The sequence below is a fragment of the bacterium (Candidatus Blackallbacteria) CG13_big_fil_rev_8_21_14_2_50_49_14 genome (assembly GCA_002783405.1).
Classification (GTDB): domain Bacteria; phylum Cyanobacteriota; class Sericytochromatia; order UBA7694; family UBA7694.
Genome location: PFGG01000011.1, coordinates 158595 through 171704, shown reverse-complemented (window position 1 = coordinate 171704; position 13110 = coordinate 158595). Strand labels below are relative to the sequence as shown.

The window sequence follows — 13110 nt, the reverse complement described above, 5'->3', positions numbered from 1 at the left end:
CATCCTTATATTATTGTTTGCATAGGAACTTAAGGTAAAAATACTTTCATGGGCAAAGGTGGGTGGCTTTGTAAATAGGTCACGATACAACAGAGAGTCATGAGCAAGGCACTACTTAAAATTTTTGTAAATCTAAATAGCTTGAATTTTCGAATTAAGATTTCTAGACTCTCTATCAGCAGACACATCATCAGTAATTTTCCGAAATATATCAGAAAACTGAGAAAGAGGCTGAGACTGTCGTGTTGATTGCTGATTCCCCATGGCAAGACAAAACTGACCAAGAGAGAGAGAAGCATTAAGTTTTTAATCCAGTGGGACCAATAAATAATGCCCAATTGGGGGCCTGTATACATTTCCTGTAAATATTCATGGGGAGCCTGGCGCTGGGAGGTGGATTCTGAAAGCCCAATCGGAATTCTATCCATTTCAGCAATGGTTGTGATCAGCAAAGCGAGAATTGCCAATAGGTTCAGGGGCTGAATTAAAAATTCTGAATGCGCCTGGTGCCAGCTGACGATTCCGTTTAAGTCCATCGTTCCAGAGAAAAGGGCAAGGTTGAGCAAGGTCGCGAGAAAAATGAATTCAGTAATTCTCAGCAGAAATACCTCTGGTGATGGCTTTAAGAGAAAGCTTTGTATCTGGGTTTGCTGCGCGAGACTTGAAACCAAAAAGAAACGATTGAGAATCAGTAAAGCAACGAGAAATAAGAGGCCTCCCAAATGGCTGATCGGCGCTTTGCTTAAAAAAGTGGGAACCATCAAGCTGCTATAAAGCGCTGTAGAAAAAAGCACAAGGGGTGTAAATTGCCTGATTTGTGAATTCGTATGCAAGGGCTCAACAGACTGAGACAATAAATGAAATAATTCTCGATAGCTTTTGAAAAGTGGAGGACTGGGGGTTCCTTGGAAACTGGCTTTCATTTTTTGAAGGAGATCTTCCAAGATCGGGGATAAAGCTAAAACAAAACCTGCCTGCAAGAGGATATTCAGACCGTTTATCAAATACATGCTGAAATGACTCCTGAGCCCAAGAGACAAGATCTTTCCTTGTGTAGCAGGCTTTGAAACAAGTCAACCCTTCTCTTGTCTCGATTCCTTACGGATTGATTTTCAATAGACATCGTTTTTTCGTTTTATGTTTGATCCTTGTTTAAATTAGGACCTCTTGCTGTTTAGATTATTTCATTCGCCTAACTTAGCTGTATGAGCCGCTACTGAAAGTTTCCTGAGAGTTTCCTGAAAATCAGAAACTTGGATACTTGGCTTGATGTATGCTGAAAGCAATCAGCGATTTTTTGGGGTAAGCAATAATGTCCGATTCAAACACTGCCCAAATTTTATTGATAGAAGACGATTCTGAAATTGTGGCTTTTATAGAAACTGAACTGCAATGTGAAGGGTATAAGGTAGAAATTGCCAGAGATGGTCAGCAGGGTTTAATTGCTGCCCGTCAAAACCCTCCTGACCTGATTGTGTTGGATCGCATGCTTCCTGGCCTCGATGGTCTGGCCCTTTGTCGCCGTTTGCGTCAGAGCAGTGATGTTCCTATTCTCATGCTCACGGCACGCAGCGAGGTCAAAGATCGGGTGGAAGGTTTGGATGCCGGGGCCAATGATTATTTGGTGAAGCCTTTTGACCTCGATGAATTATTGGCGAGAATCAGAGTGCAGATTCGTCAGCGCCAACCCAGTGAGCGCACCTTGTTTGAGTTTGCAGATCTTAAATTGGATATTATTTCTCATGAGGTTTATCGCGCAGGACAATTGATCATGCTCTCACCAAAAGAGTTTGAATTATTGCATTTCTTTTTACAGTATCCCCGCCATGTCTTAACCCGACACCGTATCTTAGAGGCAGTATGGGGCTGGGATTTTGAGGGTGAAGACAATGTCTTGGAAGTATATATACGCTATCTGCGCAAAAAAATTGAGCTGGAAGGATTTCCCAGGCTTTTGCATACGGTCAGAGGTGTCGGCTATGTTCTGCGTGAAGAAATGGTTTCTCAGCTTGAGTCATGAAAATTCGGCTGAAACTTACCCTGTGGTTTACTGTTTTGGTGGCTTTGATTGTCGGCATGGGTGCGCTCTGGGGATGGTTGGGGTTTCGTGCCTCGGTTTATTTCCAGGCGGAGCAGGAACTTCAGGATAAACAGCAGGAAGTTCAACTCTTTATTGATACGGTTTCTCAAGAGTTTCAGAACAAAGGACTTCTTTTTGATCTGCGTGAAAATGCCCATAATCTTGAGCAAATATTTGCAAATGATCAAACCTCTCGCTATGATAATATCTTCATACAAATCACCGATACACAAAGCCATGTAATTTCCCGTTCAAGTAATTTGGGTAAATTGGTTTTGCCGATTCACCCCCGTGAAGATGGCAAAGAGTATCACAGTTTGGTACTTCAGCCCGAAGCAGAGAAAAGTATTTCGATCCTTTACGCTTCTTCCCCCATTTTGGTGCAGGGCAAGGAACGTGGCTCTTTGCAATTGGGTCTTTCGATGGTGAAAAGTGAGGGTTTTTTGAAACAAATGCTTTTGTTTGAAGCGATGGGGCTCTTCTTTTCGATTGCTTTGTCGATGCTTTTGGGGCAAATCCTGGCTCAACGAGCCTTGGCTCCCATGTTGCAGATTACAGAACAGGTTCAACAAATGGCTGGCCAGGAGCTTTTTAAGCCTTTGGACACTTCTGATTTGAACCCCGATGAAATTGGGGTTTTGGCAGAAACTTTCAATGGCTTAATGCGTCGGATTGCCTCTGTTTTTGAAGCCCAACAACATTTTTTAAGTGATGCCTCTCATGAATTTAAAACCCCTTTAACGGCGATACGCGGTCATGCCCAACTTCTGCGCAAAAGAGGAGCGACCCATCCCGAGATTCTTGCCAAGAGTTCTGAAACCATTATTCGTGAATCCAAACGCTTGTCCCGTTTGGTCAATGATTTATTGCTTTTGGCTCGGCTGGAAGGCCATGCCGAACGCATGGAGCATGTTCGGATTGAAATATTGATTGAAGAAATTTTTGAAGATTTAAGCCCCCTTCATCCCCAATTGGAGCTTGAAATTTCGGATCCTCCCTTGGTGATTCTGGCCAATCCCGATTCTTTACGCCGAATTATTTTGAACTTGCTCGACAATGCCTTTAAAGCGACTCCTGATGGAAAAGTGCTTCTTTCCTGTAAACGGCTTGAAAATCAGGCGGAACTTATCGTTGCCGATACAGGTCTGGGCATTGCTGCTGAGCATTTACCCCATCTTTTTGAGCGATTTTATCGGGTAGATTCTGACCGCAACCGCAGTTCGGGAGGAAGTGGCATTGGCCTGGCCTTGGTCTATGAAATTGTCAAGCTGCATCAGGGTCATATTTCTGTTCAAAGTCAGCCGGGGCAAGGGTCTGTTTTTCAATTGCATTTTCCGCTGGTTTAAGCTGAAAAGAGTTTATTTATAATTAAATCCGAATTAATCAAAAGATAAGAATCTTTTGCGCAAGAATTCAGATAATCAATTTATCTAAAATGCGTAGAGGTTATCTTCAAATGAAATCCTTGAAAAAATCTGTTCTTGCTATTCTCTCTTTGGCCATGGTTGGTTGTGGCGCTCCCCAAATGGCAGGCCAATTTCCCGTTCAAATACAACAAAGCATGGCTGTTCGCAGCATGTCAGCTCCCATGATGCGTGCACAATCCGCAACGGCAAACACCCGCCTGCCCTTTCTCGCCATGTTCAACAATGCCTATAAAGGTCTTTTGGCTGAAAATGAAGCCATTGGCCGTTCCAATCCTCAAAACGTAGATCGTTATTTCATTGGCTTGATTGATTCGGCTCAAAAAACGATCGATGGCGCTTTTTATGATATTGATGATCCCGATGCAGTAAATGCCTTTGTGCGTGCAGCCAAGCGTGGTGTTCGTGTTCGTCTGGTGACCGAACATGACAGTCTGATGGACAAGCACAACCCCACCGTACCTCGTCAATCCATCGCCGCACTCAGAGCCGCAGGGATTGAGATTCATGATGATGGGAATCATGCGGGGCTGATGCACAATAAATTTATGGTGGTGGACAATGGCACTGTCTGGACGGGTTCTTTGAACTTGACCACGTCCTCAATTTTTCATCACAATAATAACAGTGTCATGATTCGCTCTCCCCAATTGGCAGCCAATTTTAATGCTGAATTTCAACGCATGTTTGAACAGGGGATTTATGGCCCCAATCCCCATTCCATTCCCAATCCTGAAGTAAATGTCAGTGGCATCCGGATTCGTACCTTTTTCTCACCGGGTGGAAGCGCTGTTGATGCCATTAAAGCTGAATTGAGCAAAGCAACCAAAAATATCCGTTTTATGGCTTTCTCTATGACCGATAAAAACATTCTGCAGATTATGTTGAATAAAAAGGCTGCTGGCGTAAAAGTAGAAGGTGTCTTCGACTCTTGCCTGATTCCCCAGTATTCAATCTATTGGGAGCTGAAAAAGAATGGCATTTTGGCACTGGGGGATGGTAACCAAGCTCTGATGCACCACAAAGTAATGATTATCGATGATAAAACGGTGGTGACAGGTTCCTTCAATTTCTCTAAAAACGCCCAGAACAACAATAATGAAAATGCGCTGATCATTGATTCTCCTGCCATTGCCAAGCAGTATGTGGATGAGTATTATAAAGTCCGGACGGCAGCATTTGACAATAAAAATCTGCCCCCCTATGACCATCCTGCCTGCAACAAGCGCTCAGCAGCTCCAGCTTCACCGGCAGCCGCACCCACTTTGAGTGCCATGTCAGTTTTGGAACCGATTTGGCTCGATCGCGAATAAGACTTTATTCGATTGTATTTATCTCTCTACGCTGCCCCGGCCTTCACCGGGGTTTTTTCTTTGGCTAAGAATGCAGTATTGGCTTGCTTTTATACCTGTCCTGGTTTGAATCAGGTACAATACAGCTTATGTCAGAGCAAGCTTTAGAGCACGAAAATATTCTGCGCATCAATCAGGGAAACAAACAGGTGATCCTGATTGGCACTGCGCATATTTCCCGTGAAAGTGCAAAACTTGTGCAAGAGGTTATTGCACATGAACAGCCTGATACTGTTTGTGTCGAGCTTTGTCCGTCGCGATTACAGTCTTTACGCGATCAGGAAGCCTGGAAAAACATGGATATCGTAAAGGTCATCCGTGAGAAGAAAACCTTTGTTCTCTTTCTCAATTTTCTGCTGACCTCGATACAACGCCGTATGGCGCGCAATATGGACGTGAAACCGGGTTTGGAAATGCTGGCTGCGCTAGAAAGTGCAGAGGCCCTGGGTGCGCAGACAGAGGTCATTGATCGGGATGTGCGTACGACGCTGACACGGGTCTGGCGTTTGATGGGTTTTTTTACCCGTTTAAAAATCTTCAATCAGATTCTGGCTTCACTTTTTGAGGAAGAAGAAGAGATTTCTGCTGAGGAAGTTGAAGCTCTGAAACAAAAAGGGGCACTTGAACTCTTGCTCGATGAAATGGGACAGGTGCTCCCTGGTGTCAAAAAACATCTGATTGATGAACGCGATCTCTATATGGTTGAAAAGATTCGTCAAGCACCGGGTCAAAAACTGGTCGCTGTCGTGGGGGCCGGTCATGTTCCGGGCATGATCAGGAACTGGGAAAATCCCGCGATTGATTTGGATGAATTGGATCAAATTCCGCCTGCTGGATGGGTCTCTCAGACATTGCAGTGGTTTATTCCTGCTTTGGTGATTGTTTTATTGATTGCTGGCTTTTTTGTAGGTGGAAAACAGGGCGTTACCTGGGAAAAAGGATTGCAGGGAATTTTGGGGTGGACGGTCGTTACCGGTGGCTTGGCTGGGATCGGTGCTTTATTGGCCCGAGCGCATCCGCTGACCATTTTGGCGTCGATTGCCTCTGCTCCGATAACAACCCTACATCCTCTGATTGGTGTGGGTTATGTTGCCGGCTTGGTGGAAGCCTGGTTGAAAAAACCACGCGTAAAGGACTTTGAATCATTGCACGAGGATATTCAAAGCTTTAAAGGATGGCAACAGAATCAAGTCACCAGAATTTTACTCGTGGTTATTCTTTCTAGTCTGGGTGCCAGTTTGGGCACCTTTATCGGTTATGGTTGGCTGATCGACAATCTTTTTCGTCATTGAAATTTCGTTATGTTTTGCTGATGATTAACAGTGCAAATCTTGCTGAATTTTAGTGAATTTCCTTATTTTATTTAAAAATTATTGATTTAGAATATTTGCTCACGGTATCTATTTCACATACATTTCGCAGTGAAACACTACAGGTTTCTTTCTGAACGCTCAGATTGGCTATTAATACATTCAATAATATTAATGTATGGTTGTGTATTTGTATTAAACATACGATTAATATAGATTTATAACGTTTAAATTTCAATTGTTTATTGATTCTTCCCCGATCTTGTGATTCTCAGCAAACTCTCAGCAAAGATTCATGGTATTCTTACCCTTCAATTTTTTCGGTATGCCAAAATTTTAAACATGCGGCAAGACGAATTTATTTTTTGTGTGTTTATGGATTTCTGTGTTTGACATAAAAAATTCGACTTTGCAGTAATTTTGTATCCGAGAAAGGAGTTTAACAGCACTATGTCTGTTTTACCTCAACCAACTCTCCCCAAAGACGGGTTGGCCGGTCTAAAAGAAAACTTGCGTTTCGACCTCAGTTCTGGTTTTCAGATCTTTTTAATCGCTTTGCCTCTTTCGCTTGGGATTGCCCTTGCCTCAGGCATGCCTCCCATGGCTGGGATTATTTCAGCTATTGTGGGGGGGCTGGTTGTCTCAATGATCAGTGGCTCCTATGTCACGATTAATGGTCCTGCTGCAGGCTTGATCGTGATTATTGTAGGAGGGGTCGAGACTTTAGGACAAGGAAATATGGCCTTGGGTTACCGCTTAACACTTGCGGCGATCGTTGTTGCAGGTATTATTCAAATGGCCTTTGGGCTTTTAAAAGCTGGTAAGCTCAGTGCCTATTTCCCTGCACCTGCGGTACATGGCATGTTAGCTGCAATTGGTATTATCATCATGGCGAAACAGGCTCACACTGTTTTGGGTGTGAAACCCCATACCAAGGAAACCCTTGAGGTGATAGCTGAAATTCCTCACAGTTTAATGCATGCCAATGGTGAAATTGCAATTATTGGTCTGATCTGTCTGGCCGTTACGGTTTTGTGGGCTTTTATGCCGATTCAAGCCTTGAAGAAAATCCCTGGACCTTTGGTGGTTGTTTTGGTAGGCATTGTTTTAGGCCATGTTTTTCATCTGGATAAAACCCATATGTCCACCCTTTGGGGACATGAACATGAAATCGGCCCTCAATATCTGATTAATCTGCCGGGCAGTGTGGTCAAAGGAATCGTTTTTCCTGACTTCTCACACTTCGCAACGGGTGCTTTCTGGACGGTTGTTATCAGCATTGCTTTGATTGCCAGCTTGGAAAGTTTACTTTCAGCTTTGGCGGTTGATAAGCTGGATGTCTATGGCCGCCGTGCCAATCTGAATAAAGATATCTTTGCGGTGGGAGTAGGTTCAACGATTTCAGGTCTATTGGGTGGTTTGCCCATGATTGCTGAAATTGTCCGTTCCTCTGCGAATATCAATAACGGGGCCCGTACCCGTTGGGCTAACTTTTTTCATGGCGGATTTATGTTGCTCTTTGTAGCGGCAGCTCCTGGGCTGATTCATCAGATTCCCTTAGCCTCTCTTGCTGCTTTGCTTGTCTTTACAGGTTTTCGTCTGGCTTCTCCCAAGGAGTTTATTCATACCTATAAAACGGGCCCAGAACAATTGGCTATCTTTGTGACCACGATTGTCTGTGTACTTGCCACCGATCTCTTGATTGGCGTGGCTTGTGGGATTATTTTGAAACTGATCATTCACGCTTACAGGGGGGTGGCATTTAAAGATTTGTTCAAACTTCAGTTTCACGTACATGAAACTGAAGCGGGCCATTATTTGGTAACGGTTGAGAGTTCTGCTGTTTTCTCAAATTTAATTGGTCTGAAGAGTGAGCTTGAGTCTTTGCCTGCTGGCAAAACGGTTATATTTGATTTTTCAAAATCTTATCTGATTGACCATTCCTTTATGGAATATGTTCATCATTATGCGAAGGATTATAAACGTGAAGGGGGGATTTGCGAAATTAATGGCCTGGATCAACACAAGTCAATTTCTGAACACCCTTTGGCTTCAAGGAAGCGCGAAGTTTTACCCGTTTAGATATTTAAAGAGGATGGCAGATGCCATCCTCTTTTCTGGTTTATCTGCTGAAAATATGTATTGAAGACGTTTGAGAAAAAAGAATTAAGGTAGCTATGATAGAACAACGACTTTCCGATTTAGATCAGGATTTGGCTTGGGTGAGTAAATACCTGCCGCATCAGGGTACCTTGCAGCATTTTGTTCATCACAATCCCCTTGAAGCCTTTGAAGAATATGAGTTTGAAACAGCTTGTGTTTTGGCCAATAAGCTCTATCAAGGGTTTAGCTTTTTAGAGCAAAAAAAATATCTAGAATATATTGCCTTGGGCAAAATTTCTAAAAAGACACTTGAAGAAGAGCTGAAGATGGTTTGCCAGAACAACCATTTAAAACCGCATTGTAAGATTGACTTGTTTCTCAACTTGATTTTAAATCCGCCTGAATTAAGTGTGAAGAATGTTATCAAACGCAGATTGAAAAAAGAGCCTGAGCAAAATCTGATACAAGAAATCATGACCAGAGTTCAAGCGCTTGAACTGCCTGCAGAACCTGAAAACAGTTTTACTTTTCCCACCTATAAAGAAATTATTCTACAGCGCTACGGTGTAGATATTGATGATGTGATGAATCCTCTTTTGGCAAAGCTTTTCAGCTCCTATGTCGATCCAGGCAGTACCTATTGGAAGAATGAATACAAGTCAAAGGGGCTTTGGCATTGTTTCAAAGAAAATTATAAGTCTCCTCTTGTGCTTGAAAATCTTCAGGCAAAAAAAATACATGAGCAGCTTAAACTGCCAGTGCATAAAGAACTGAGTGTTGATGAGCTGATTCTCTATTATTTGAGAGAAATGGCAGTACCGGCAGAGCAGCATAAAACCTATCTTCTCTCTATGGGCTTGCGTTTGCGGGGCTGGGCCAGCCTGTTTAATAAGTTAGAGCATGATCCCGAACAGATTTTAGATGATACCCAATACAGTATCAAGGAATTTCTGCTGGTCAAGCTGGTTTACGAATACGTTATTTCAAAAGCTTTTTTGCCCCAATTTGAGCCCCATCTATTAAGTGATTTTCGTGAAAGTCAAAGCCAATTGGCGATCGAACAAGCGCAATATGAATTGACTTGGCTGGCTTTGCATTTTTTAAAGCAAAATCAATTGATCAAACAGGGGCAATGGTTGGCTTCAGAACAAGACAAAGAGAATATTTTAAGTCTCTTGCCCTATTTTACCAAGGTACGACGTCAGATTATTTATCAGAATGCGCTTGAGAAAACCTATGCCTATCAATGTCTGAGTGCGTTAACGTTGACCAATCAAAAACCAAAATCAGAATCCCTTAGTCAAAGTTTTCAATATATCACCTGCATTGATGATCGCGAAGAGTCTTTGCGCAGATATCTTGAAGAAGTAGATCCACGCTGTAGAACCTTTGGTGTTGCAGGACATTTTGAAATGAATATGCATTTCAAAGGTTTTAATGAAGTTCGCTTTCGCAAATTGTGTCCGGGTGTTATCAAAGAAACCTTTAAAGTCAGGGAAGTAGAGGTACTGGTTGAGGAGGCTGCTGAAACAGCCTCTTGGATGAGTCGTCTCTACGCAAAGATCTTTCATACCTATTCCTGGCACTCAAGAATATCGTTCTTTTCCTACCTGATTACCGTGATTACGGGTTATCTAAGCGCTATACCCTTTTTTATCAAGGTCTTTATGCCCCATCTGGATTTGGCCTTGCGTCGCAGTGCGAAAAAGAAATTTCTTCATCAGAAGCATTTGGTTGATCTTATCTTTCATGAGCAAGGCAATGCCGAAGGGATTTCTTATGATCAAGGTGCAGAAAAAGTCTATAACCTACTGAGAACCATTGATTTAATGGATAATTTTACAGAGTTTATTTATGTGGTGGGCCATGGCTCTTCCAGTATCAATAATCCACATGAATACGCCTATAATTGTGGGGCTTGTGGGGGAGGCAAAGGGCGTCCCAACGGCAGAGTTTTTGCGACGATAGGCAACCACCCAGAAGTTCGTGCCTTGCTAAAAAGCAAGTATGGAATTGAAATTCCAGATACCACCCTGTTTGTGGGGGGGTATCACGATACCTGCAAGGACAATATCTCTTGGTTTGATTCGATGCTGAACGCAGAACAAAAAGCACGTCATCTTAAACATACTGAAAAAATGACCCAGGCCTTAAAATTGAATGCTGCGGAACGTTCACGTAAGTTCTTTAATATTTCCAATGAGCTGGATCCTGAGGTCGCCTTTGAAAAGGTTGCGACCCGTTCAAACGATTTAACCGAGGCGCGCCCGGAATATAACCATGCAACCAATGCGCTTTGCATTATTGGCAGAAGAAGTTTTACCCAAAATCTATTTTTAGATCGGCGTTCGTTTCTCTGTTCCTATAACCCTGAGAATGATGAGGGTTCTGTTCTTTCCCGAATTATGGGGGCTGCGGTACCGGTGTGTGCAGGGATTAACCTGGAATATTATTTCAGTGCAGTCGATCCAGAGGTATACGGCTGCGGTTCTAAATTGAATCACAATATTACCAATAATTATGCGGTGATGAGCGGTTTTGCCAGCGATCTGCGTTTGGGCCTTTCAAAACAAATGGTTGAAATTCACGACCCACGCAGGATTTTGATTGTGATTGAAAGCAAGCCAGCCATTATTGAAGAGATTATGGCCAACAATCTGCAACTTAAACGACTCATCAAAAACCATTGGGTGCGTTTAATGGTTTTTGATTTTGAACAAAAAGAGTTTTATTTTTATCAGGGCCAGAGCTTTATCAAAGCCAGTGAGATTGATTCTGAACTCAACGCCTATCAGATTTCTCAGGAAATCAAAGTAGATGCTCAAAATCTTATTCCTGTTGCGATATTAGAAGGTCAATATGTCTGAATTACTTGAAAATAGCATTTCCATTATCATTCTTATTCCCGTGTTTATGTTTGTTTTTTCGGTCTTTACCCGCATCAAAAACAGTACCAATTATTCAAAAACATTAACCTATATTGCTATTTCTGCTCAGGTTCTTCTTTTTATAGGTGCTATAGCCGTTGCTCTCTTAACCTGGATGAACGGTGACAGAGATATGCAATTGTTTTCCTGGTTTCAACATGCCAAGGTGGTCTATAGTCTGAATATGCATGTTGATCGCTATGCCAGTATTTTGCTTTTGATGGGTGTCTTTTTAAGTGGTGTCATCAGCCGCTTTTCTTTGAACTATCTGGCCCATGAAGAGGGTTATTATAAGTTCTTTATCAATTTTTACCTCATGCAAATTGCGCTCTATACTTTGATTTTAACTTCAAATTTCTATTTTGTATTAATAGCATGGGAACTCTTGGGACTGTCTTCAGTATTCCTGATTTCTTATTATCAGGGGATGCGCAAAACGGTCAGCAATTCCCTATTCGTTTTAGGGGTGTATAAATTTTGTGATTTGTTCCTGATTTTAGCCCTGCTGACGTTTCATCATGAACAGCATGGCTTTTTAGTAGATGTACATGTACATGGCGTATCCAGCTTCTTCTTGGTTTCCTTGATTATTGCCACCATGGGAAAATCAGCGATTTTTCCCTTCTCAAAATGGGTGCCAAGAGCCATGGAAGGCCCCACCACTTCCAGCGCTATTTTTTATGGCGCGCTTTCGATTCATGCTGGAATTATCCTCTTGATGAAATTTCGGCATATTTTTGCAGCACATCCGCGTATGAATGCCTTGATTTTGGGGTTGGGTTTGATCACTGCGGTTTATGCCATGTTGAAAAGCAGAATTCAAACCGACGCCAAGTCGATGTTGGCCTATGCAACCGTGGTTCAAGTCGGGTTGATTTATATGGAATTTGCTTTGGGTTGGTATCCCATTGTGATTCTGCATACCCTTTCGAACGCGCTTTTAAAAACCTATCAATTTATCAGAACGCCCTCCAATATTCATCATTACCACCATCTTGAAAAATTGAACTACCAAAAGTTTGATCCCCACGGTGTTCATTTTGAATTCTTATTGCCAAAGCCGGCGCGTACCTGGGCCTATCGCATGGTTTACCATAATTTTGGCTTGACCTTAATTTGGCAATTGATGCTTCAACCTTTAAAAGACTTCCAATCTCAATTGAACCGTCTTGTTGAAGGGTTTGCTCAGTCTTTAATTCAACGTAAGCTTTTGACAAACCAGGTGCTTGTCTTTACTTTTGGTGTTTTAGGCGTATTGGGCTTGGTTAAAATGGAAGGGCTGCATTGGATTGACCCGATTTCTTTGGCCGGATTTCTTTTGATTTTCGCCTTGCTTTTTTCTGTGATCAGTTTGCGCCACTCTTCGATCTCGCATTATCTGATTAAAATTAAGACCAGCTATTTCTTGGTCTCTTCAAGTGCCATTCTTTTCTTTGGTGATTTGGCCCATTTTGATGCAGTGATCTATTTTGTCACAAATTTGCTGTCTTTGTTGATTCTGGATTATTTTATTCAATACCTTTCACAAAGATTGGATTTAAGCGATATACGCTCCTATTTGGGCATCGGCAACCGCTTTAAATATATCAATATGATTGCAATCTCGATATTGCTCTTACTCACCTTTACGCCTGGTTTTGCTTCATTTGTTATCTTTGATGTTATTTTAGAAGATATTTCCGAAAAATCTCAGGCTTTAATGCTCTTGTTTCTGATTGCAAACACTTTGAATGTGTATTCAGTATTTAAGTTTATTTTTAAGATCATTTTTGGAGAGTCTCAAAGATATCTGGATGAATATCCTGATTTTAGCCGCTCAGAGCGCTTGAAGCTTGCTACCTTGATTTTGCCAATGATCGCAATGGGCTTTTTACCCTTTCTGATTTTTCACTGATTGAATTGAAAGAAGGCTTA

General features: G+C 42.2%; 8 protein-coding genes. 7 read left to right on the top strand and 1 reads right to left on the bottom strand.

The features are described from left to right. Positions 1–29 precede the first annotated feature (29 nt). The gene (locus COW20_02900; GenBank protein PIW50466.1) at positions 30–1010 is read right to left on the bottom strand and encodes a hypothetical protein; all 981 of its coding nucleotides are present in this window, start codon (positions 1008–1010) and stop codon (positions 30–32) included. A 302-nt stretch (positions 1011–1312) separates the two neighbouring features. Between COW20_02900 and COW20_02895 the strand changes: the two genes are divergently transcribed. The 7 genes from COW20_02895 (at position 1313) to COW20_02865 (ending at position 13090) form a co-directional block, all read left to right on the top strand. After that, positions 1313–2020 carry a DNA-binding response regulator gene (locus COW20_02895; protein ID PIW50465.1) on the top strand — a complete coding sequence of 236 codons (708 nt, stop codon included), beginning with the start codon at positions 1313–1315 and terminating at the stop codon, positions 2018–2020. Further along, entirely contained in the window at positions 2017–3426 is a 1410-nt protein-coding gene (locus tag COW20_02890; protein PIW50464.1) for a hypothetical protein, read from the top strand. Before COW20_02895 ends, COW20_02890 begins: the two co-directional genes overlap by 4 nt. 89 nt (positions 3427–3515) lie before the next feature. Next, the gene (locus COW20_02885; GenBank protein PIW50463.1) at positions 3516–4817 is read left to right on the top strand and encodes a hypothetical protein; all 1302 of its coding nucleotides are present in this window, start codon (positions 3516–3518) and stop codon (positions 4815–4817) included. A gap of 128 nt (positions 4818–4945) precedes the next feature. After that, a complete protein-coding gene (locus tag COW20_02880; protein ID PIW50462.1) occupies positions 4946–6148 on the top strand; it encodes a TraB family protein in 1203 nt (400 codons plus the stop codon). 468 nt (positions 6149–6616) lie between these two features. Then, positions 6617–8248, top strand: coding sequence for a sulfate transporter (locus COW20_02875; GenBank protein PIW50461.1), 1632 nt, complete (start codon positions 6617–6619; stop codon positions 8246–8248). A 95-nt stretch (positions 8249–8343) separates the two neighbouring features. Next, positions 8344–11136: a hypothetical protein gene (locus COW20_02870; protein ID PIW50460.1), complete on the top strand. Its 2793-nt coding sequence runs from the start codon at positions 8344–8346 to the stop codon at positions 11134–11136. Further along, positions 11129–13090, top strand: a complete 1962-nt coding sequence (locus COW20_02865; protein ID PIW50459.1) for a hypothetical protein — start codon at positions 11129–11131, stop codon at positions 13088–13090. Before COW20_02870 ends, COW20_02865 begins: the two co-directional genes overlap by 8 nt. Positions 13091–13110 lie beyond the last annotated feature (20 nt).

Coding starts and splice junctions, on each gene's coding strand:
- COW20_02890 (PIW50464.1), top strand. CDS start 2,017: ATGAAAATTCGGCTGAAACTTACCCTGTGGTTTACTGTTTTGGTGGCT.
- COW20_02900 (PIW50466.1), bottom strand. CDS start 1,010: ATGTATTTGATAAACGGTCTGAATATCCTCTTGCAGGCAGGTTTTGTT.
- COW20_02880 (PIW50462.1), top strand. CDS start 4,946: ATGTCAGAGCAAGCTTTAGAGCACGAAAATATTCTGCGCATCAATCAG.
- COW20_02895 (PIW50465.1), top strand. CDS start 1,313: ATGTCCGATTCAAACACTGCCCAAATTTTATTGATAGAAGACGATTCT.
- COW20_02865 (PIW50459.1), top strand. CDS start 11,129: ATGTCTGAATTACTTGAAAATAGCATTTCCATTATCATTCTTATTCCC.
- COW20_02870 (PIW50460.1), top strand. CDS start 8,344: ATGATAGAACAACGACTTTCCGATTTAGATCAGGATTTGGCTTGGGTG.
- COW20_02875 (PIW50461.1), top strand. CDS start 6,617: ATGTCTGTTTTACCTCAACCAACTCTCCCCAAAGACGGGTTGGCCGGT.
- COW20_02885 (PIW50463.1), top strand. CDS start 3,516: ATGCGTAGAGGTTATCTTCAAATGAAATCCTTGAAAAAATCTGTTCTT.